This window comes from Mesorhizobium sp. GW821-FHT04C10 (assembly GCF_059420305.1).
On sequence record NZ_JBWKTL010000001.1, the window covers coordinates 2,223,423 to 2,244,489 of the forward strand.

The following is a 21,067-nucleotide window of genomic DNA, read 5'->3' on the forward strand; positions in this document are numbered from 1 at the left end:
TTTGTTTCCTTTCAAGCAGCCCGGTTTCCGGAAAACACAGCCGGTGGCAGCGGTTCGCGACCGAGGATCAGGTCGGCGCCCTTTTCGCCGACCATGATCGTCGGTGCATTGGTGTTGGAGGAGGGCACGCGCGGCATCACCGAGGCGTCGCAGACGCGCAAGCCTTCGATACCGCGCAGCCGCAGGTCCGGTGTCACCACGGCCATGTCATCATGGCCCATGCGACAGGTGCCTACAGGATGGTGATCGGTCTTCGAGGTGCGGCAGGCATAGTCGACCAGCTCGTCATCGCTGGCCAGCGACGGGCCAGGCAGCACTTCGCGCAGCACGTAGGGGGCAAGCGCCTTCTGCCGCATGATCTCGCGCGCCAGCCGCAGCCCCTTCAGTGACATGGCCCGATCATAGGGGTCGGACCAGTAGTTCGGGTCGATCAGCGGATGGTCGGCCGGGTCGGCGCTCTTCAGCCGCACGGTGCCGCGCGAGCGCGGCCGCAGGAAGGCCGAGTTCAAGGTAACACCAGGGTTGTTCAGCTTCTCGACGCCGGCCTCGATGCCCGAGCCCAGGCCGAGATGGAACTGGATGTCGGGCGAGGCGGCGGTCGGATCGGCGTACCAGAAGCCGCCGGTCTCGAACAGGCTGGAAGCCACCGGCCCCTTCTTGAGCAGCAGGTACTGCAGGCCAGCCCAGGCCGTGCGGTGCAGCTTGGCGTAGTTGTCGTAAGTATGGTCGCCGGTGCACTCGGCGATGACGAACAGATCGAGATGGTCCTGCATGTTGGAGCCGACGCCGGGCAGGTCGTGCACCGGCGTGACGCCGACCGATTTCAAATGATCGGCCGGACCGATGCCCGATTGCATCAACAGTTTCGGCGAGCCGATGGCGCCGGACGAGACGATCACCTCGCGCTCGGCACGCAGGATTTTCTTCTCGCTCCCGGGTCTGTCGACGATCTCGACGCCAATGGCGCGGCCCTTCTCGACAATGATGCGGGTGACCAGCACGTCGGTTCGGACGGTGAGGTTCTTGCGCGCGCGGATCGGCTTGAGATAGGCGACCGAAGCGGATGAGCGCCGGGCGTCCTTCTGCGTCAGCTGGTAATAGCCGACGCCTTCTTGGGCAGCGCCGTTGAAATCCGGATTGAAGGGAATACCCATCTCCTGGCCGGCGCGGAAATAGGCCTCGCAGATCGGCAGCGGCGAGATCGGATTCGACACGCCCAGCGGTCCCTGGTCACCGTGGAAATCGTTGGCGTAGCGCTGGTTGTTCTCGGCGCGTTTGAAGTAGGGCAGCACATCGCGATAGCCCCAGCCGGCGAGGCCCTCTTCCTTCTCCCAGGCGTCGTAGTCGCGGGCGTTGCCGCGCGTGTAGATCTGGGCGTTGATGGAGGAGCCGCCGCCGACCACCTTGGCTTGCGTGTACCAGAAGACGCGGTCCTTCATGTTTTTCTGCGGCACGGTCGACCAGCCCCAGGACGCGATGCCCTTGGTCATCTTGGCGAAGCCCGCCGGCATATGGATGTAGGGATGCCAGTCCTTGCCGCCGGCTTCGAGCAGCAGCACGGAATTGCCCGGATCCTCGCTCAACCGGTTGGCCAGAACACAGCCGGCCGGGCCGGCGCCCACGATGATGTAATCGGTCATGTCGTTTCCACCTACAATCGCGGCACGGAGAGCGCGCCATCGACATTGATGATCGAGCCGGTCGAAAAGCCGAGCTTGCCGGTGGCAAGCGTCGCCACCACCGAGCCGATGTCGGATGCCTCGCCCCAGCGTTTGGCCGGCACCAGTCCGCCCTCGATCAAGGCATCGTATTTGGCGGTCACGCCTGCCGTCATGTCGGTGCGGATAATGCCCGGCCGCAGCTCGAAGACGCCGATGTTCTCCGGGGCAAGCCTGAGCGCCAGGTTCTTCACCCACATGGAAAGGCCGGCCTTGGAGATGCAGTAGTCGGAGCGTTCCGGCGAGGCCATGTCAGCGCTGACCGAGGTGATGGTGATGATCGATTGTGTGCGGTCGCCCGGTGTGGCCAGCATCGCCTTGGCGACGGCCTGGCTGAGAAACACGGTGCCGCGCAGGTTTATGCCGAGCGTACGGTCGAAATTCTCCGGTTTCAGCTCCATCAGGTCGCCGCGCACCACGGCACCGACGCCGGCATTGTTGACGAGGCAGTCGATGCGGCCGAAGGCACGCAATGTGGCATCGACGAGTGCCGCGTGGCTGGCAAGATCGGCGATGTCGCAACGGACATAAGCGAATTTCGCGCCGCGTGCCGTGATGTCGGTCGCCAGATCGTCCGGCGCCTGTTCGGCCAGATCGGCGACCAGAATGTCGAAGCCGGCATCGGCCAGGGCCTGGGCACAGGCAAGACCAATGCCGCGCGCGCCGCCGGTGACGATGGCCGCGGGGCGGGTCATGCGGCAAGCTCGCTCTTGCGGATATGTTCGGCCACCCGCAGCGCTTGCGCTGCGATCGACAGGGCCGGGTTCACCGCGGCCGATGTCGGCAAAAAACTGCCGTCGACGACGAACAGGTTCTGGTGGTCAAACGACCGGCAGAATGGATCGAGCGGCGAGGTCGCCGGATCGCCGCCCATCTTGATCGTGCCGCACTGGTGCGAGGGCGTGCGTTTGTCGAAGGGGCGCGACAGCACGATGGGATAGCCGCAGGCGCGGAAGTTTTCGCGCATCACCTTGGTCAGCCCGTCGAGCGACTGCATGTTGGAGCGCCGCCACTGCATGACGATGTCCTTGCCGTCGACCATGATGCGGCTTTCCGGATCGGGCAGGTCCTCGCACATCAGGTACCAGTCGACGGCATGGCCGGCCATGTAATCCAGCGCGAATCTCGGCATCGTCTTCACATTGGCCTTCAGCATGTTGCCGTCGATCTTGCCGAGCAGTTGGACATTGCCCAGTGGTTTGCCGCCCTTGCCGTCCGAGAGGTAGTAGTCGTTCAGCATCAGCGTCTTCTGGTAGACGGCATCATTTCTGCGGCGCGGGTCGATGGCCAGCATGGCGCTGGAATTGTGGTTCATGAAATTGCGGCCGACCTGGTCGGAGCGGTTGGCAAGGCCCTTGCCGCCCTTGCCGTTGCTGGATGATGGCGAACGCAGCAGGATGACGGCAGAGTTGACCGCGCCGGCGGACAGGATGACCAGTTTTGGCGTGACTTTCTTCGCCTCGCCCTTCTGCCGGTAGTGAATGGCGGCGATGGTTTTACCATCGGGCGCCGCTTCGAGATATTCGACATAGCAGCCGGTCTCGAGCCGGATGTTGCTGTCCTTCAACGCCGCCGCGAGCGGTGCCGTCTGGGCGTCCATCTTGCCTTGACCGGTGTTTGGAAAAGCGTCCCAGCCGGTCCTGCCTTCTTTCAGCCAGGTGTCGATGTCGACGCCGAGCGGCAGCGAGGCCGGATGCAGGCCCAGCCCCTTGAGTTCGGCGCGGGCACGCGCGATCGGCGTTTCGTCGGGCACTGGCTTGTAGGCGTAGGGGATCGAGTGGAACGGCTCGGTCGGGTCTTCCCCCAGCGTGCCGCGCACACGAAAGAGCTGCTCTGCCTTCGAATACCAGGGTTCGAACTCGTCATAGGAAAACGGCCATGCCGGCGAGACCCCGCCGAAATGCTCCATGGCGGAGAAATCTTCCTTGCGGTAGCGGATAAGCACCGCCCCGTAGAATTTCGAATTCCCGCCCACATAATAGTAATTGCCAGGATTGAAGGCGGCTCCGCCGGCTTCGCGCCACATCTCCTTCGGCCGGTAGTGGCCGTCGACGAAGATAGAGCGCGTGTCGCGCGCATGCGGCGTTGCCGGCAAGGGCTCGCCGCGCTCCAGCATCAGGATCAAGGCGCCGCTGCCGGCCAGACCGGAGGCGATCGTGGCGCCGCCGATGCCGGAGCCGATGATGACGATGTCCGGATTTGTCATGGCCTAAATCGCGTCCCGACGCGCTTCAGGTTTTTGTTTTGATGCATATCGTTGCCCCAAAACCGGATCCACTTTTGGGCGGCATACATCAGCGTATGCGGTTCTCGGTCGCCGGATCGAAGAACACAGCCTTGGTCAGGTTGAAGGCAAGTGGCGTGTTGGTGCCCGGCTGGATGTTGGCGTCGGCGCGCAGACGCGCGACCACGCCCTTGCCGCCGAGATTGGTGACGGCGAAGGTGTCCGAGCCTGCCGGTTCGACAACCTCGATGTGGCAGTCGGCGGTGGCGATATGCGAGGCGTTGCGCTCCGCGCCCTCCGGATCGGTCAGGGCCTCCGGCCGGACGCCGAAGATGACCGGCTTGCCCTTGAACGCCGACAGTCCGGCTGGCGCATTGGCCATCGGCAGCGATATAGGCTGCCGCGCCTCGCGGTCGAGCACGACAGCCAGATCGCTGCCGTTGCCGCCGATGGTCGCCGGGATCAGGTTCATCGCCGGCGAACCCATGAAGTCGGCGACGAAGACATTGCTCGGGTTATTGTAGATCTCGGCCGGCGTGCCGAATTGCTGCACCTCGCCGTCTCGCATCACGGCGATCTTGGTGGCCAGCGTCATCGCCTCGATCTGATCGTGGGTGACGTAGACGATGGTTGTGCCTGTCGTGGCGTGGAGGCGCTTGATCTCGATGCGCATGTCGACGCGCAGCTTGGCGTCGAGGTTGGACAGCGGCTCGTCGAACAGGAACAGTTTGGGGTCGCGCACCAGCGCCCGGCCCATGGCGACACGCTGGCGCTGGCCGCCCGAAAGCTGGCTTGGCTTGCGCTGCAGGAGATGGCCGATCTGCAGGACCTTGGCCACCTTGTCGATCGCCTTCTGGCGCTCGTCGGCGGGTACGCCGCGCATTTCCATGCCGAAGGAGATGTTCCCGGCCACCGTCATGTTCGGGTAGAGAGCATAGCTCTGGAACACCATGGCGATGTCGCGCTTGGACGGGTGCAGATCGTTGATGGCGCGGCCGTCGACGCGGATCTCGCCCTCCGTGATCTGCTCCAGGCCGGCGATGGTGTTGAGCAGAGTGGACTTGCCGCAGCCTGACGGGCCGACCAGCACCAGGAAGCCGCCCTTTTCGAGTTCGACATTGATGCCCTTCAGGATCTCAACATTCCCGAAGCGCTTCTTCAGCCCATCAATTTCCAGAAAAGCCATGGTCGTTCCTTCTGAATGTGGTCAGCCCTTGACCGCGCCCGCCATCAGCCCGCGCACGAAATAGCGGCCGGCGACGACATAGACGATCAGGGTGGGCAGAGCCGCGATCATCGCGGCTGCCATGTTGACGTTGTATTCGACGACGCCGGTCGAGGTGTTGACGACGTTGTTGAGCGCCACCGTCATCGGCATGGCGTCACCGGTGCCGGCGTAGGCGGAAGCGAACAGGAAGTCGTTCCAGATGTTGGTGAACTGGTAGATGACGGTGACGACGAAGATCGGCATCGAGTTCGGCAGCATGATGCGGCGGAAGATCTGGAAGAAGGAGGCGCCGTCGACTTGTGCGGCCTTGATCAATTCGGTCGGGAAGGCCTCGTAATAGTTGCGGAAGAACAAAGTGGTGAAGCCGATGCCGTAGACGACATGGACGAAGACAAGGTTGACCGTCGGATTGCCGAGGCCGAAGCTGGTGCCGACCGAGTTCTGCAGCGAGACGCCGAAGCGGCCGAGGCTGCCGAGGATCGTCGCCATCGGCAGAAGCACCGACTGGAACGGGATGAAGCAGGCGAACAGCATCAGCCCGAACACCAGTGTCGCGCCGCGAAAACGCCATTTGGTCAGCACGTAGCCATTGAGTGCCCCGAGCATGGTCGAGATCAGCACGGCCGGAACCACCATCTTGATGGAGTTCCAGAAATAGCCCTTGATGCCGGCGCAGGTGAGACCGACGCAGGTCTCGCCCCAGGCCTTCAGCCACGGGTCGAAGGTCGGCGCCTTGGGCAGCGCCAGCATGTTGCCGTTCTGGATCTCGTCCATGGTCTTGAACGAGGTGACCAGCATGACGAACAGCGGCATCAGGTAGAACAGCGCAAACAGCGCCAGAAGCCCGTAGATGACGATGCGGTTGACGAGTTTGACGTTGACGCCGCCTGAAGCCTGGCGGGCGGGAGTGGTGACAGCGCTCATCGCGGCTTCTCCCTGAGTTCGGAATAGAGATAGGGCACGATGATGGCGACGATGGTCATCAGCATGATCACGGCACTGGCCGAACCGACAGCCATCTCGTTGCGCTTGAATGTGTACTCATACATGAAGTTGGACGGCAGCCAGGCCGAGCCGCCGGGGCCGCCGCTGGTCAGTGCGACCACCAGATCGTAGGACTTGATGGCGAGGTGGGCGAGCACGATGAAGGCCGACAGGAAGATCGGCCGCAGCAGCGGAATGACGATGCGGCGGTAGAGCTGGAAGGTGGTGGCGCCGTCGATCTGCGCCGCCTTCATGATCTCGCCGTCAATGCCGCGCAGGCCGGCCAGGAACATCGCCATGATGAAGCCGGAGGCCTGCCAGACACCGGCGATGACCACGGTGTAGATGACGAAGTCCTTGTTCTTGATCCAGTCGAAATGGAAGCTCGTCCAGCCCCATTGATGCAAGGTCTGCTCGAGGCCGAGTCCTGGATCGAGGAACCATTTCCAGGCGACGCCGGTGACGATGAAGGACAGCGCCATGGGATAGAGGTAGATCGGCCGCAGCACGCCTTCGCCGCGAATCTTCTGGTCGAGCAGGATGGCCAGGAACAGGCCGAGCGCCAGGCAGATCAGGATGTAGAGAAAGCCGAAAATGCCCATGTTGGTGATCGACGTGTACCAGCTCGACGGCGGGTCGGTGTCGAAGGTCCAGCCCCACAGCCGCTGATAGGCGCGCGCGCCGGTGATGACATAGGACGGGAAGGTCTTGGAATTGGTGAAGGACAGATAGATCGTCCACAGGATGAAGCCGTAGACGAAGACGATGGTGATGGCGAAGCTCGGCGCCAGTACGATCTTCGGCAAGGCGTCCTGCAGGCGCGAGCGCACAGAGGCACGGGGGCGTGCATGCTCCGGCGTCAGCTTGATCTGGCTTGTTGCTAGCGTGCTCATGAGCTCCTCCCGTTTTCGGGTCGTCTCTGCGCTGCCGTCAGGCGGCAAGGCGGCCCGTGCGGACGGGTCCTTGGTCGGCATGGTGTCGAGCCGGCCAATCGTGGGATGAAACCTTCCCCGCCGAAGCGGGGAAGGTGTTTTCGAGGCCGGCGCTTACTTGGCGTCGTCGATCGCCTTGACCAGTTCGGTCACGGCTTCGTCCGAGGTCTTGATCTGGCCATGGACGAACTTCGAGACGACGTCCTTGTAGGCATTGGCGACCGCCGGAGGCGCGCCATAGCCCTGAGCCAGCGAGCCGAACAGCGTGCCGCCGTCATTGGCTGCCTTCAGGTCGGCGATGCCCTTCTTGCCGCAAGCGTCGAAGTCGGTGTCGGGAACGTCGGTACGGGCCGGAACCGAACCCTTGACGACGTTGAAGGCCGACTGGAAGCTCTTCGACAAGGTGGCGGTGGCCAGTGCGACCTGGGCGGCCTTGCGGTCGTCCGGAACGTTGAACATGCCGAACATGTCGGAGTTGTAGATCACGGAGCCGTCAGTGCCCGGGAAGCGGTAGCACAGGAAGTCCGTGCCCGGGGTCTTTTTGGCGGCGTGGAACTCGCCCTTGGCCCAGTCGCCCATGACCTGCACCAGAGCATCGCCCTTGATGACCATGGCGGTGGCAAGGTTCCAGTCACGGCCCGAGAAGTTCGGGTCGACATAGGTGACGAGCTTGGCCAAATTGTCGAACGACTTCTTCATCGTGTCGGACTTGAGCGAAGCGTCGTCGAGGTCGTTGAAGGCCTTCTTGTAGAACTCGGGTCCGCCGGTCGACAGCACGACCGAGTCGAACATCGTGGCTTCCTGCCAGTTCTGGCCGCCGAGAGCGAGCGGGATCACGCCTGCAGCCTTGGCCTTGTCGAGCAAGGCAACGAAGTCGTCGAAGGTCTTCGGCTCGGTGCCGCCGATCTTGTCCATGACGGCCTTGTTGATCCACAGCCAGTTGACCGAGTGGACGTTGACCGGAGCCGCGACCCACTTGCCCTCATAGACCGAGAATTTCTGCAGGGCGGCCGGAACCGACTTGTCCCAGCCTTCCTTCTTCGCCGTCTCGGTCAGGTCGCCCATGACGCCGGCCGCCGCATAGTCGAGCACGGTGTAGCCGAGCATCTGCGAGGCGGTCGGATAATTGCCGGCCGCGACCATTGCCTTCAGCGCGGTCATGGCGGCGTCGCCGCCACCGCCGGCCACCGGCACGTCCTTCCAGGCATAGCCTTCCTTGGCCAGATCGCCCTTCAAGACGTTGAGGGCAGCCGCTTCGCCGCCCGACGTCCACCAATGCAGCATCTGCACTTCCTTGACGTCCTCGGCATGGGCGGCGAAGGCCAGACCCGATGCGAGAGCCGTTCCGATAAGCAGTTTGCGCAACATGTACTTCCTCCCTTGTTGCATTACACGACCGGTGGAAGCCCACCGGGTTCTTCCAAACTCAGCCGACCCACCATCCTGTGCGCTGGCCGCGATGAAACTGGATTGTCTTTTCCTCGGTATAGTCCTCGACGGCGCGTTTGCCGAGTTCGCGTCCAAGACCGGACTGCTTGTAGCCTCCGAAAGGCAGCTCGGGATAACCTTCCATGAATGTGTTCACCCAAACCGTCCCCGAACGCACCCCACGCGCCACCGACATGCAAGTGTCGATGCTGGCGCTCCACACGCCCGCAGACAGACCATAGGGCGTGTTGTTGGCGATGTGCAACGCCTTTTCAATCGTTTCAAAAGTCAGCACGGAGAGCACCGGCCCGAACACTTCTTCGCGTGCGATGGCCATGTCCTCGGTGACGCCGCGGATGATGGTCGGGTTGAGATATTGGCCGGCATTGGAGGCCAATTGCCCGCCGCCGCTGTAGACATTGCTGCCGCCGCTTGCAGCTGCCGTTACGTAACCGGTCACCTTGGCCAGATGGTCGGACGAGATCATCGCGCCGACCTTGGTTCGATCGTCCAGTGGATCTCCCACTGCTACTCTCGACGTAAGTGCCTTTACGGTGGCAAGAAAATCGTCGGCTATCGCCTCGTGCACGATCAGCCGGCTGCCGGCATTGCAGCATTCGCCGGCATTGAAGAAGCCGCCGAACACCGCCGCGTCGGCGGCCGCTTCGAGATCGGCATCGGGGAAGACGATCTGGCCGTTCTTGCCGCCGAGCTCCATCGAGACCTTCTTGAGCGACTGCGCAGCGGACGCCATCGTCATCTTGCCGACGCGGGTAGAGCCGGTGAACGACACCATCTCGACCAGGGGATGGCTGACCATCGGCGCACCGACATCACCGCCCAGGCCGGCAACGATGTTGACGACGCCGGCGGGCAGGCCGGCCTCAAGCAGGATGTCGCCGAGCACGAAGGTCGAGGCCGAGGTCATCTCGCTCGGCTTGACCACGGCCGTGCAGCCGGCGGCAAGCGCGAAGGGCAGTTTCTGGCTGACGATCAGGAACGGGAAATTCCACGGCGTGATGATCGAGACGACGCCGATCGGTTCGCGCACGACCACGCCCAGCATGGCGTCGCCGAGATTGGCGTAGCTCTCGCCGTGCAGCGTGCGGGCGAGCGAGGCGGCATAGCGCCAGATGTCGACGGCGCCGCCGATCTCGCCACGCGCCTGGGCGATCGGCTTGCCCGATTCCAGTGCATCGAGCCGGGCGATGTCTTCCAGCCGCGTCTCGATCAGGTCGGCCGCCCTGAAAAGGATCGCGGCGCGCTCGGAGGCCTTCATGCGCGGCCAGGGGCCGGTCTCGAACGCCCTGTGCGCGGCTTGCACGGCCGCTTCCACCTCGGCCTCGCCGGCCTGCGCATAGCGCGAAACGGTGAAGCCATGGCCAGGGCTCTTGCGCTCGATCGTGCGGCCGTCGCGCGCATCGACATGCTTGCCGTCGATCAGCAGCCGATAGGTTTTCGGCGCGGCTGACGCCTCGGCGGGCATGGCGATGTTGAGGGGGGCGTTCATCAGGATTTTTTCTCTAGCTTCTTGAAAATGCTGGTTTCTGCTTGGTCTTGAAGGCGCTTACACCAGCCTTGAGGTCTCCGGAGAGCGCGATGAAACCGCTGGCCAGTGCTTCCGTTGCCGCCGCACTGTCCTCGCCTTCGGCCACGGCGATCATCAGCTTGGCGGCTTCGGTCGCCAACGGCCCGCGCTCGGCGATTTTTTCGGCCCAGCTTTTGGCCTCGGCAAAGCCGTTGCCGGTTTCAACCACCCTATCGACCATGCCAAGGGCCAGCGCTTCGAGGGCGAGAAGTATCTCGCCACCCAACGCCAAGCGGCGCACGGTCTGGGCGCCGAAGCGGCGTACGGCGCGCTGCGTGCCGGACCAGCCGGGCACGACGCCGATCGAGGTTTCGGGGAAACCCAGTTTCACCTGCGCCTCGGCGACGCGAAAATCGCAGGCGACGGCAAGCTCCAGCCCGCCGCCCAGCGCATGGCCCGACAGCACGGCGATTGTCGGCTGCCGCAGCCGCGCCAGCCGGTCGAACACCCGGTGGCCGTAGCGCACCCATTGCACCTGGAAGTCGGCCGCGTTCATCTGCGCCCACGCCTCGACATCGCCGCCGGCGCAAAAGCCCTTGCCTTCGCCGCGCAGCAGCACGACGCGCACGCCATCAGCGGCCTCGGCCGTGTCGAGCGCCGTTTCCAGCGCCCGCAGCATCGGAATATCCAGCGCGTTGAATTTTTCCGGCCGCCGCAAGGTGACGATGCCGATGGCGCCGTCCTGTTCGAAGGTGACGAGAGGCTCAGCCATGCGTGCCTCCGAGCGAGGCGCCGCCATTGAGCGACAGGCCGATTGGCCGATCCTGATAGAGCGCGGCCGGAGTCACCTTGAGGTCGTTGGCGACGCCAAGCGGTGTTTCCGACTGCGCCAGCACGTCGCGCTCGAGATCGATCCCCGGTGCCAGTTCCGTCACCATCAGCCCGTCAGGCGTCAGCTTTATCACGCAGCGCTCGGTGACATAGGTGATGTCCTGACCCTGGGCGACCGCGCGCGTGCCGGAGAAGGAGATATGCTCGACCTCGTTGACGACCTTCTTCACCTTGCCCTCCTGGTCGATGCGGATGCCGCCATCGGCCAATGAGAGTTTCGCGCCGGCATTGAAGAAGCCGGAGAAGACGATCTTCTTTGCCCGCGACGTGATGTCGACAAAGCCGCCGGCGCCGGCGGTGACATGCGGCCGGGCTGAGAGTTTCGACACGTTGACCGAGCCGTGGCGGTCGATCTGCAGGAAGGACAGCAGCGAGGCGTCGAAGCCGCCGGCCTGGAAATAGATGAACTGGTGCGGCGAGGGCATGATCGCCTCGGCATTGGAGGCACAGCCGAACTTGAAGTCGAGCAGCGGCACGCCGCCGACCGCGCCCTGCTCGATCACCCAGGTGACCTTGCCGTGCTGGCCTTCTTCCAGAAGGATGCGCGGCACATTGGCCGAGATGCCGAAGCCGATGTTGACGGCCATGCCGTCGCGCAATTCCATGGCGACGCGGCGGGCGATCACCTTCTGCACGTTCATCTCGGCATTGCGGAAGGTCGACAGAGGCCGGAAGATCTCGCCCGAAATCGCCGGGTCGTAAGGCGTCAGCGTCGTCTGCAACTGGTCGGGCGCGACAACAATATGGTCGACCAGCACACCGGGCACGCGCACATCATGCGGCTTCAGCGTGCCGTTCTCGACGACACGCTTGACCTGCGCGATGACGACGCCGCCATTGTTGCGGGCGGCGAGCGCCTGCTCGAGGCCGCCAAGATAGGCGCCTTCATGCTCATAGGTGAGGTTGCCGCGCTCGTCCGCCGTGGTGGCGCGGATGATCGACACCTGCGGCACGATCGAGCGGAAATAGAGCCATTCCTCGCCGTCGAATTGCTGCACGGAAACGATCGGCTCGCTTGCCGCCGCGTTCATGGCGCAGCCCTGATGGCGCGGATCGGCAAACGTGTCGAGACCGACCTTGGTCAATACGCCCGGCCGCTTGGCGGCGGCTTCGCGGTGCATGTCGAACAGGATGCCGGACGGCACATTGTAGGCGGCGACTGAATTGTCGCCGATCATTTTCCAGATCTGCGGCGGCTCGGCGGAGGAGGGGCCGGATGGATAGGAGCCGCACAAAGTGCGCTTCAAAAGGCCGGGCTTGGCAAGGTGATCGATGCCCTTGATGCCATACATGTCGCCGGCGGCGATGGGGTGCAGCGTGGTGATGTTCTTCGGGTGACCTTCCGCGTCGAAACGTTCGCCGATGGCGGCCAGCACCGCGTCCGGACAGCCAAGGCCGCTCGATGACGACACGGACACGACCATGCCGTCCTTGATCAGGCTGGCTGCCTGCGCCGCGGAAACGACCTTGCTCACTTCATGCTCCCGAGTTTCGGGTCGATCTTGACGGCCTTGCCGGAGCTAGCCGATTGCAATGCCGCCTCTGCCGCGGTGAGCGACCAGATGCCGTCTTCCCCGGTGGCGGAGGGCCGGCCGTCGCCGTGGATCGCGGCATGGAACTGACGCACGGACCTGACGTAGAGATCCTCGCGGTCGAAGCGAAGCTCCTCCTCGCCCTTGGCGGTGCGCAGAATGACCGAGCCGACCGGCTTCTGGGTCATGACATTGCCGGCGATCAGCGAGCCTTCCGAGCCGTGCACCTCGAAACCGGTGCCGGCGAATTTGGTGGTGAAGCCCTCATGCGACTGGGCGATAAGGCCCGATTTGAAGCGCCAGATGCACATGGCGCCGTCTTCCAGCCCGCTACCGGCCATGCCGGCGGCTTGCGTGAAGGCCGATACCTCGACCGGATCGTCGCCGAGCACGAAGCGCAGCGTGTCGGCATCGTGCACGGTGATGTCGAGCACCACGCCGCCGCCCGCTTCCGGCTTGGTGATGCGCCAGCCCTGCAGGTTCTCCGGCAGGTAGACGGAATGGAAAACGCGTGCGGCGATCGGCTTGCCGATGCGGCCGGTGGCGATGGCGTCCCGCATGGCGCGATGCGCACCGGCGTTGCGCAGATGATGGTTGGTGCCGAGCACGACGCCGGCGGCGCTGGCGGCCGCGACCATCTTGCGCGCGTCGGCGCTGGTCAGCGCCAGCGGCTTCTCGCACAGCACATGCTTTCCGGCCTTGATGGCGGCAAGCGCCTGCTCGAGATGCAACTCGTTGGTGGTCGAGATGTAGACGGCGTCGATGCCGGATCCAAGCAAGGCATCGAGGCTCGACACGGCGGCTGGAATGCCATTTTCCCGCGCATAGGCCGTGGCGCGTTCCGGGCTGGAACTCATCACCGTCGCGACCTCGCCATCCTCTTGCGCACGAATGGCATTGATCATGAATTGCCTGGCGATCGTGCTGGCGCCGATCAGTCCCCACTTGACGCTCATGCCGCGCCTCCCGTTCCTGCAGGCCTGTTTCGTGTGCGGCGATCCGGGCCGCAGCTTTCCCTGACAACGAGATTGACCGCGCCGATATGGTCTTCGGCACGCGTGGTGCGCGACTGGATCATCTTGAGCATGACGTGTGCGGCGCGTTCGCCGAGACCGGCTGTGTCAACCGCGACGCTGGTCAGCGCCGGCATGTAATGTTCGGCCTCGACCACGTCGTCGAAGCCGACGACGGCGAAATCTGGTCCCGGCTCAAGCCGGCGCTTGCGCAATGCCAGCATCACGCCGAAGGCGACGGCATCGTTGAAGCAAAGCGCCGATGTCGGCGGCTCGGCCATTGCGAGTGCGGTTTCCAGGCAAGCAATGCCGCCCTTGCGGCTGGTCTCGCCCTCGATGACGAGCACGTCGCGAGTGGCGATGCCCAGCGTCTCGCAGGCTTCGCGAAAGCCGCCCAGCCGTTCCTGATAGACCACCAGGTCCGATGTGCCGCCGAAGAAGGCCAGCCGGCGATGGCCTTTGCCTATGAGATGAGCAGCGGCAAGATAGGCGCCGCGATGATTGTCGGGCGCGATCACCGGGATGCGGCTTTCAGGCAAGCGGCGCATGGCGAAGACAACCGGCACGCCAGCCATCTCCAGCCGCCGGAAAGCGCCCGGCGTGGTGCCGCGCGCCGGTGACACGATGAGGCCGGCGACGCCTTGCTCCATCAGCGACTTCAGCACCTCTTCCTGGCGTACCGGATTCTCCGCCGTATTGGCGATGAAGGGCACGATGCCGGCCGACTGGAAGACGCGCTCCATGCCAACCGCCAGTTCGGCGAAGAACGGATTGGTGAGATCATTGATGACCATGCCGATGACGTTGGAATGGGCCTTGCGCAGATTGGCGGCGCCGCGGTTGTAGACATAGCCGACATCCTCGATCGCCTTGCGCACCTTGACCGCCGTCTCGGGCCGGATCAGCCCGCTGCCCTGGAGCACGAGCGACACCGTCGATTTGGACACGCCTGCCTCGCGGGCAATGTCGAAGATCGTCGCCTTGGCCCGGCTGGCCATCCCGATATCTCCTCCCGGTTTCGGTTCAAGTTTATTGGAACGTTCTAATCACTGCTCCAATCGAGAGTCAATCGGGATTTTTTCTCGGCCTGAAGAATCGATAGTTTGGCGCTATAGGCCCTGTTCAGCAACGAGCGGCGTGCTGCGATGCAACATTTTACAGACGGCCGCTCGTGAATCTTAAAGGTTCTTGATTTATTGGAACGTTCCATTTATAGGCGCGGTAAAGGGAGAGCTCGATGGATATTGCCTTGCCTGGTGAGGGTGGCTACAGCAGCCGCTACGCGCTTGTCGGACAGCCGGTGCAGCCGGTAATCGGCGCGCGGTTTTCGCGCATCGCCTATGCCGCCGCGCATGTCGTTGCCGATGCCCATGAAATGACCGATCCATGGTCGCGGCCCGTGGTCGACTGGGACAGGACGATGGCGTTCCGCCATCATCTGTGGCGGCTCGGCTTCCGCATTGCCGAGGCGATGGATACGTCGCAGCGCGGCATGGGTTTCGACTGGCCAAGCGCACGGGACTTGATCCGCAGGTCGATCGCCGAGTCCCGCACGGTCGATGGCGCCGGTCTTGCCTCGGGCGCCGGAACCGACCATCTGGCGCCGGCGTCGGCCAGGACACTGGACGATGTGATCGCCGCCTATGAGGAGCAGTTCGCTTTCATCGAAGGACAAGGCGGCAAGGCGATCATGATGGCCAGCCGCGCATTGGCGGCGGTGGCGAAGGGACCGGACGACTACGCCACCGTTTACGACCGGATTCTCGCCCAGGCCTCCGGCAAGGTCATCCTGCACTGGCTGGGCGACATGTTCGACCCGGCCTTGAAGGGCTATTGGGGCAGCGACGATTTCGAGACCGCGCTCGATACGGTGGTCGCCATCATCGAACGTCACGCAAACAAGGTCGAAGGCATAAAGATATCGCTGCTCGATGCCGGCAAGGAGGTTGCGCTCCGCGATAGGCTGCCGCACGGCGTCGTGATGTTCACTGGCGACGACTTCAACTATCCCGAACTGATCGCCGGAGACGGCCGTGGGCATTCGCACGCCTTGCTCGGCATTTTCGACGCCATCGCGCCGGTCGCCAATGCCGCCCTGGCAAGGCTCGCCGAGGGCGACCGGGCCGGCTATGACGCGCTGATGGCGCCGACGGTGCCGCTGTCACGAAAGATCTTCGAGGCGCCGACCGAATATTACAAGGCCGGCATCGTCTTCATGGCCTGGCTGAACGGCCACCAGGATCATTTCACGATGATCGGCGGCATGCAGTCGGCGCGCGGCATCCGCCACTATGCGGAGGTCTTCCGCCTTGCCGACCAGGCAGGCCTGCTGGCCGATCCCGACCTTGCCATATCGCGGATGAAGAGCCTGTGCGCCGTGGCGGGCGTCTGAGCCGCATGAAATTCGGCTAGAAGTATCCCCCGCTTGGGAGATTTGCGATATTGGTCTCAGCCCGTATTGGGGAAGCGCGGATCAGTGGACCAGTAGCCGATGGCAGACAAAGTGGCCCTCATAACCGGGGTAACCGGCCAGGACGGGGCCTATCTCGCGCAGTTGCTGCTGCGAAAGGGCTATATCGTTCACGGCGTCAAGCGCCGTTCGTCCTCGTTCAACACCGAGCGTATCGACGATATCCATGTCGACCCGCATGAAGGCGACACCAGCTTCTTCCTGCACTATGGCGATCTCACCGACGCCACGAACCTGATCCGGCTGGTGCAGGAGACGCAGCCCTGCGAAATCTACAATCTCGGCGCCCAGAGCCATGTCCAGGTCAGTTTCGAGACACCTGAATACACGGCCAATGCCGATGCCCTGGGGACGCTCAGGCTGCTCGAGGCAATCCGCATCCTGCGCCTGGAAAAGACGGTGCGCTTCTACCAGGCCTCGACTTCGGAACTTTACGGCAAGACCCTCGAGGTGCCGCAGCGCGAGACGACGCCCTTCCGTCCCCGCTCACCCTATGCGGCCGCCAAGCTCTATGCCTACTGGGCGACGGTAAACTATCGCGAGGCCTACGGCATGTTCGCGGCCAACGGCATCCTGTTCAACCATGAGAGCCCGGTCCGCGGGGAAACCTTCGTGACCCGCAAGATCACGCGAGCAGTTGCCTCGATCCACCATGGCCGCCAGGAAACGCTCTATCTCGGCAACATCGATGCCAGGCGCGACTGGGGTCATGCACGCGACTATGTCGAGGGCATGTGGCGTATCCTGCAGCACGACGAGGCCGACGATTTCGTGCTGGCGACCGGCGAGGAGCACTCGGTGCGCGAATTCGCCGAACTGGCCTTTGCCGAGACCGGGAGGACCATTCGCTGGCAGGGGCACGGTGTGGACGAGATTGGCGTCGACGCCGGCTCGGGCGCCGTTCTGGTGCGTATCGATCCGCGCTATTTCAGGCCGGCGGAAGTCGACCTGCTTGTCGGCGACCCGTCCAAGGCCAGGACCAGGCTCGGCTGGTCGCATGTGACCGGGTTCAAGGATCTGGTGGCGGAGATGGTGCGGTCGGATCTGGCCCGCGCCGACAACAGGCCCAGTGGCCGTTCCTGACGGAGGCAGTGCGATGAACGAGACCTTCGATCTCAAAGGCAAGCGGGTTTTCGTGGCCGGGCATCGTGGCATGGTCGGGTCTGCCGTCGTGCGCAGGCTGGCGGTCGAGGACTGCGAGATCCTGACCGCGACGCGCGCCGAACTCGATCTCCTCGATCAGGCCGGCGTGCGGCGCTGGATGGCCGACCGTCGGCCGGATGCCGTGGTGATGGCTGCGGCCAAGGTCGGCGGCATCCTTGCGAATGACCGGTTTCCGGCCGATTTCCTCTATGACAATGTCGCGGTGCAGACCAATCTCATCGAGGGCGCCTTCCGCACCGAAGTGGGCAAATTGCTGTTCCTCGGTTCATCCTGCATCTATCCAAAACTGGCGCCGCAGCCGATCCCCGAGGAGGCCTTGCTGACCGGCCCGCTCGAACCCACCAATGAATGGTATGCGATCGCCAAGATCGCCGGGTTGAAACTGTGTCAGGCCTATCGGCGTCAATACGGCGTCAACTACATCTCGGCGATGCCAACCAATCTCTATGGTCCAGGTGACAATTTTCACCTTGAATCCAGCCACGTCATACCTGCGTTGATGCGCAAGGCACATGAAGCAAAGCAGGCCGGCCACAAGACCCTGCAGGTGTGGGGATCGGGCACGCCGATGCGCGAGTTCCTGCATGTTGACGATGCAGCCGATGCCCTGGTCTCCCTCCTGAAAACATACAACGGGGAAAGCCATGTCAATGTCGGTTCGGGTCAGGACATCACCATCGCCGAATTGGCCAGGACGGTCGCCTCGATCGTCGGCGGAGACGTGGAGATCACGTTCGATGCGACCAAGCCGGATGGCACACCGCGCAAGTTGCTGGACGTTTCGCGGCTGTTTGCCACGGGATGGCGTCCCCGGTACTCGCTGCACAGCGGGCTGGAGCAGACCTATGCATGGTTCCTCCGGCATATCGAAGCCGGCCAGGTCCGGCTGACAGCACTGGAAAGTTAATGCCGCTTGAGTGATTTCTCGACGAAGACATTGGCGGCGACCAGGGCGGATGGCCTTGGAGGACGCCTGCTTGCCATGGTCAATGCCAAATGTCTCGCCGACAAAATGGGGTGCCGTTTCGGCTTCACCTGGAACCGCCGGTCCATCGACGACATGCAATTCCATATAGTCGATTCCGTCGACAAGGTTTTTGCCGCCGAGTTCATCGAAAGACACTGGCTGGGTGAGAAGATCGACACTGCCCGGTTCGGCGTCCTCGATGGAACTCGGTTCACCCGGTCCAGCCTGGCGGCCGACGCCCTTCAAAACGGCTTCCAGGGGTGGATCTGCGATGATTTCCGCATCCTGAGATCGTTCCGGCAGGGCTGGTTCAGGACGATGCTGCCCGCCAACAGGTCGGCCCGATCGAGGCATCGGACGTTTGGCACGTTTGGCTTTTCCGAATCCGTGAGAGCCACGATCGCCGCCGCCGGCAAGCCTCGGTTTTCCCGGCCGATGGCCGCGCTGCATCTGCGCAGCGGCGACATCATCCACGGGAATTATCGCTCGGAGCTGGAGTTTTGCGACAAGGTCATTCCAGCACCTCTAGCCAAGGCGATCGTATCGAAACTGGCGTCAAAAGGCCTGGCGACGCTGGTGATCGGCCAGGACCGGGCAACGCTCGACTATCTGAAATCGGAGACCGGAGCCTTCCTCGCCGACGATTTCGGCGCGAGCCAGTTTGAAGACGAGACGCTCAAGGCGTTTTTCGAAATGGCATTGATGGCTCGGTGTCGACAGATCCATGCGGGAAGCAGCGTCTTCGCGACAATCTCGTCGGTGATGGGCGGCATCCGGGTCATCAGGCCAAGAGCCTTGTTCGGCAATCGCGGGACAGCGACGGTCATTCTCGACGAATTGAAGGCTCGGCAATCCGATTACCATCCGCTGGAGGCCGCCTTTGGTTATCAGTCGGCCTTCGTGCTGACGGAACACAGCACCAGCCCGGCGCAGGCGAGGGGAATTCTCGAAAAGGCGGCCGCGCTCGATCCACAAAACCCCGCCTATGCATTGAAGATGGCGGCCGGCTATTTTCGAGACCGGAATTATCAAGGCGGCGAGGCGGTTCTGAAAGCGTTCATGCTCAAGGAGGTCGACGCCCGCGCCGAAAATCCGATGCGGATTCTGCAGGTTCTGACCCGCCCCTCGGCGCGCGGCCACATCATGGCCGGTGACTTCGAACTCTACCTTGCCGCGGCCAAGGCAGGATGCCCCTACGCCGCGGCATGCTCGGCCCAGATCCTTCACGCGGCTCTGGGCAGAACCGAGGCCGCCTTGGCGATGGCCACGCTGTCTCTCAAGACGGAACCCGCCAATCGGCTTTTCCAGGAAATCGAATCGGCGGTCCGGGCAAGCGCGACGGCAAGCGACAGCCCGTCCGTGCGGCAACTGGCCGGCGGTTGACGCGTTCGGACCTCGCGGTGGATTGGAACAGACATATGCATGGTTTCTCCGCCATATTGAAAAGGGCGACGTCCGGCTCGGGGCCGCGTGACGGAGGATCGATGCTGATTGTCGTCAACAGGGAAGATGGGCTGGGAGGCCGACTGCTGGCGATGGCCAATGCGAAAGCCCTTGCCGACAGGCTCGGCTACCGCTTCGGTTTCATCTGGAGCAGCCGGGATATCATCGATCAGGAATCGCATACGGTCGACGTGGTCGGGAAGATCTTCTCCGCGGATTTCATCGACAAGCACTGGCTGGGCGATACGATCAAGGTTGCCGACTTCGGTGTCCTTGGCGGCACGGCCTTCGCACCGTCGGACCTTGAAGCGGCGGCAAGAGGGGGAAAGCTGCGCGGCTGGATCTGCGACGACTTCGACGTTCTCGATTTCTTCCGTGACCAGGGTGTTCAACCGGCTCGGTCCGAAGCGCTGCGGGCCTTCGGGTTCGCGCCGGCCGTGCGGCAGGCCCTGGATGCCGCCGGCAAATGCCGCTTTCCCGGCCCGATGGCCGCCTTGCATCTGCGCAGTGGCGATATCGTCTACGGCCACCATCGCAGAAGGCTGGTTTTCGCCGACAAGGTCATCCCTTCGACCCTGGCCAAGGCAGTTGTGTCGGAGCTCTCGTCGAAGGGCCTGACGACGCTCCTTGTCGGCCAGGACCGCGCGACGCTCGATTATGTCAGCGCGCAAACCGGGGCAATGCGGACCGACGATTTCGGTGCCGCGGACTTCAAGGGAGAGGAGGCGCTCAGCGCATTCTTCGAGATGGCGCTGATGGCAAGGTGCCAGCAAATCCATGCCGGCAACAGCATCTACGCGGCGGTGGCGTCCGTCATGGGCGAGGTCCCGTGCCTGGACATCAGCGCGCTGTTCAGCAAGCCGCGCGCGTCGGAAATCATCATGCAGGAATTGCAGGCGCATCAAGCCGACTATCATCCCCTTGAAGCCGCCTTTGGCTACCAATGGTCGTTCCTGTCGCTGGAAGACAAGATCGATCCGGCGCGGGCGAGGGAGTTGCTGGAAAAAGCCCAGGCGCTGGATCCGGAAAACGACGCTTATGACCTGAAGCTGGCGGCGGCGCATTTCCGCGAAGGCAACTATCCGGCCGGCGAGGCCATGCTGAAATCGCTGATGATCAGCCAATCCCGGCTGCGCTCCAAAATTCCGTTGCCGATGATGGATATCCTGACCGACCGGATTGGCGGCTTCCTGACGATGGCCAGGGATTTCGAGGTCTTCCTCGCGGCGGCAAGGGCCGGCTATCCCTACGCCATGGCGTGCTCGGCCTATGTCCTGCTCGAAGTGCTGGACGACAGGAAGTCGGCGGTGGAGATGGCGGCAAGGCTGGTGAAGATCGAGCCTGGAAATGCGATCTTCAGGAGAATCAGGCGGCGGGTCGAGCTTGGCAAGAAGCCGAAATCCGGTCGGCTGGCGAAGGCACGGTGGCGGCTCGGCCGGCTGAAGACGTTCTGGATCTGACGCCTCACGGTGCGATTGCCGAGCGCCGCATCGGAGACCCGATCTATGACAGGCGATACAGGTACCACCTGCTGGCCCACTGGCG

General features: G+C 63.4%; 17 protein-coding genes. 5 read left to right on the top strand and 12 right to left on the bottom strand.

Annotated elements, in window-relative coordinates:
- Positions 1 to 11: 11 nt before the first annotated feature.
- The 12 genes from AC07UC_RS10760 to AC07UC_RS10815 all read right to left on the bottom strand — a co-directional run bounded on the left by AC07UC_RS10760 (position 12) and on the right by AC07UC_RS10815 (position 14,476).
- Positions 12 to 1,640: a GMC family oxidoreductase gene (locus AC07UC_RS10760; protein ID WP_494905591.1), complete on the bottom strand. Its 1,629-nt coding sequence runs from the start codon at positions 1,638 to 1,640 to the stop codon at positions 12 to 14.
- A gap of 11 nt (positions 1,641 to 1,651) precedes the next feature.
- Positions 1,652 to 2,413, bottom strand: a complete 762-nt coding sequence (locus AC07UC_RS10765; protein WP_494905593.1) for a 3-ketoacyl-ACP reductase — start codon at positions 2,411 to 2,413, stop codon at positions 1,652 to 1,654.
- A complete protein-coding gene (locus AC07UC_RS10770; RefSeq protein ID WP_494905595.1) occupies positions 2,410 to 3,924 on the bottom strand; it encodes a GMC oxidoreductase in 1,515 nt (504 codons plus the stop codon). The genes AC07UC_RS10765 and AC07UC_RS10770 overlap by 4 nt, the downstream gene beginning before the upstream one ends.
- An 88-nt stretch (positions 3,925 to 4,012) precedes the next feature.
- Positions 4,013 to 5,128, bottom strand: a complete 1,116-nt coding sequence (locus tag AC07UC_RS10775; protein ID WP_494905597.1) for an ABC transporter ATP-binding protein — start codon at positions 5,126 to 5,128, stop codon at positions 4,013 to 4,015.
- Between the two features lie 21 nt (positions 5,129 to 5,149).
- On the bottom strand, positions 5,150 to 6,094 hold the full coding sequence (locus AC07UC_RS10780; RefSeq protein WP_140771888.1) for a carbohydrate ABC transporter permease: 945 nt from the start codon (positions 6,092 to 6,094) through the stop codon (positions 5,150 to 5,152).
- Complete coding sequence (locus tag AC07UC_RS10785) at positions 6,091 to 7,047, bottom strand: carbohydrate ABC transporter permease (RefSeq protein ID WP_140771886.1); 957 nt, start codon at positions 7,045 to 7,047, stop codon at positions 6,091 to 6,093. Before AC07UC_RS10785 ends, AC07UC_RS10780 begins: the two co-directional genes overlap by 4 nt.
- Before the next feature lie 153 nt (positions 7,048 to 7,200).
- Entirely contained in the window at positions 7,201 to 8,454 is a 1,254-nt protein-coding gene (locus AC07UC_RS10790; protein WP_056595179.1) for an ABC transporter substrate-binding protein, read from the bottom strand.
- 58 nt (positions 8,455 to 8,512) lie between these two features.
- Complete coding sequence (locus AC07UC_RS10795) at positions 8,513 to 10,024, bottom strand: aldehyde dehydrogenase family protein (protein ID WP_494905600.1); 1,512 nt, start codon at positions 10,022 to 10,024, stop codon at positions 8,513 to 8,515.
- Between the two features lie 13 nt (positions 10,025 to 10,037).
- The gene (locus tag AC07UC_RS10800; protein ID WP_494905602.1) at positions 10,038 to 10,814 is read right to left on the bottom strand and encodes an enoyl-CoA hydratase/isomerase family protein; all 777 of its coding nucleotides are present in this window, start codon (positions 10,812 to 10,814) and stop codon (positions 10,038 to 10,040) included.
- Complete coding sequence (locus tag AC07UC_RS10805; RefSeq protein ID WP_494905604.1) at positions 10,807 to 12,408, bottom strand: acyl CoA:acetate/3-ketoacid CoA transferase; 1,602 nt, start codon at positions 12,406 to 12,408, stop codon at positions 10,807 to 10,809. Before AC07UC_RS10805 ends, AC07UC_RS10800 begins: the two co-directional genes overlap by 8 nt.
- On the bottom strand, positions 12,405 to 13,421 hold the full coding sequence (locus AC07UC_RS10810; protein WP_494905606.1) for a Gfo/Idh/MocA family protein: 1,017 nt from the start codon (positions 13,419 to 13,421) through the stop codon (positions 12,405 to 12,407). Before AC07UC_RS10810 ends, AC07UC_RS10805 begins: the two co-directional genes overlap by 4 nt.
- Complete coding sequence (locus AC07UC_RS10815) at positions 13,418 to 14,476, bottom strand: LacI family DNA-binding transcriptional regulator (RefSeq protein WP_140771878.1); 1,059 nt, start codon at positions 14,474 to 14,476, stop codon at positions 13,418 to 13,420. Before AC07UC_RS10815 ends, AC07UC_RS10810 begins: the two co-directional genes overlap by 4 nt.
- A gap of 239 nt (positions 14,477 to 14,715) precedes the next feature.
- On the opposite strand from AC07UC_RS10815, the gene AC07UC_RS10820 reads away from it, so the two are divergent.
- The 5 genes from AC07UC_RS10820 (at position 14,716) to AC07UC_RS10840 (ending at position 20,982) form a co-directional block, all read left to right on the top strand.
- A complete protein-coding gene (locus AC07UC_RS10820; RefSeq protein ID WP_494905608.1) occupies positions 14,716 to 15,870 on the top strand; it encodes a dihydrodipicolinate synthase family protein in 1,155 nt (384 codons plus the stop codon).
- 99 nt (positions 15,871 to 15,969) lie between these two features.
- The gene (gene gmd / locus AC07UC_RS10825) at positions 15,970 to 17,031 is read left to right on the top strand and encodes a GDP-mannose 4,6-dehydratase (protein ID WP_140771874.1); all 1,062 of its coding nucleotides are present in this window, start codon (positions 15,970 to 15,972) and stop codon (positions 17,029 to 17,031) included.
- 13 nt (positions 17,032 to 17,044) lie between these two features.
- Positions 17,045 to 18,019, top strand: coding sequence for a GDP-L-fucose synthase (fcl, locus tag AC07UC_RS10830; protein WP_202325973.1), 975 nt, complete (start codon positions 17,045 to 17,047; stop codon positions 18,017 to 18,019).
- Between the two features lie 6 nt (positions 18,020 to 18,025).
- Positions 18,026 to 19,462 carry an O-fucosyltransferase family protein gene (locus AC07UC_RS10835; protein ID WP_494905611.1) on the top strand — a complete coding sequence of 479 codons (1,437 nt, stop codon included), beginning with the start codon at positions 18,026 to 18,028 and terminating at the stop codon, positions 19,460 to 19,462.
- 101 nt (positions 19,463 to 19,563) lie between these two features.
- The gene (locus tag AC07UC_RS10840) at positions 19,564 to 20,982 is read left to right on the top strand and encodes a tetratricopeptide repeat protein (RefSeq protein ID WP_494905613.1); all 1,419 of its coding nucleotides are present in this window, start codon (positions 19,564 to 19,566) and stop codon (positions 20,980 to 20,982) included.
- Positions 20,983 to 21,067: the final 85 nt, after the last annotated feature.

What these genes read in the sequence shown, in the direction of transcription:
- AC07UC_RS10760 (WP_494905591.1), bottom strand. Translation starts at nt 1,640, where the DNA reads ATGACCGATTACATCATCGTGGGCGCCGGCCCGGCCGGCTGTGTTCTG.
- AC07UC_RS10765 (WP_494905593.1), bottom strand. Translation starts at nt 2,413, where the DNA reads ATGACCCGCCCCGCGGCCATCGTCACCGGCGGCGCGCGCGGCATTGGT.
- AC07UC_RS10770 (WP_494905595.1), bottom strand. Translation starts at nt 3,924, where the DNA reads ATGACAAATCCGGACATCGTCATCATCGGCTCCGGCATCGGCGGCGCC.
- AC07UC_RS10775 (WP_494905597.1), bottom strand. Translation starts at nt 5,128, where the DNA reads ATGGCTTTTCTGGAAATTGATGGGCTGAAGAAGCGCTTCGGGAATGTT.
- AC07UC_RS10780 (WP_140771888.1), bottom strand. Translation starts at nt 6,094, where the DNA reads ATGAGCGCTGTCACCACTCCCGCCCGCCAGGCTTCAGGCGGCGTCAAC.
- AC07UC_RS10785 (WP_140771886.1), bottom strand. Translation starts at nt 7,047, where the DNA reads ATGAGCACGCTAGCAACAAGCCAGATCAAGCTGACGCCGGAGCATGCA.
- AC07UC_RS10790 (WP_056595179.1), bottom strand. Translation starts at nt 8,454, where the DNA reads ATGTTGCGCAAACTGCTTATCGGAACGGCTCTCGCATCGGGTCTGGCC.
- AC07UC_RS10795 (WP_494905600.1), bottom strand. Translation starts at nt 10,024, where the DNA reads ATGAACGCCCCCCTCAACATCGCCATGCCCGCCGAGGCGTCAGCCGCG.
- AC07UC_RS10800 (WP_494905602.1), bottom strand. Translation starts at nt 10,814, where the DNA reads ATGGCTGAGCCTCTCGTCACCTTCGAACAGGACGGCGCCATCGGCATC.
- AC07UC_RS10810 (WP_494905606.1), bottom strand. Translation starts at nt 13,421, where the DNA reads ATGAGCGTCAAGTGGGGACTGATCGGCGCCAGCACGATCGCCAGGCAA.
- AC07UC_RS10815 (WP_140771878.1), bottom strand. Translation starts at nt 14,476, where the DNA reads ATGGCCAGCCGGGCCAAGGCGACGATCTTCGACATTGCCCGCGAGGCA.
- AC07UC_RS10820 (WP_494905608.1), top strand. Translation starts at nt 14,716, where the DNA reads ATGGATATTGCCTTGCCTGGTGAGGGTGGCTACAGCAGCCGCTACGCG.
- gmd (WP_140771874.1), top strand. Translation starts at nt 15,970, where the DNA reads ATGGCAGACAAAGTGGCCCTCATAACCGGGGTAACCGGCCAGGACGGG.
- fcl (WP_202325973.1), top strand. Translation starts at nt 17,045, where the DNA reads ATGAACGAGACCTTCGATCTCAAAGGCAAGCGGGTTTTCGTGGCCGGG.
- AC07UC_RS10840 (WP_494905613.1), top strand. Translation starts at nt 19,564, where the DNA reads ATGCTGATTGTCGTCAACAGGGAAGATGGGCTGGGAGGCCGACTGCTG.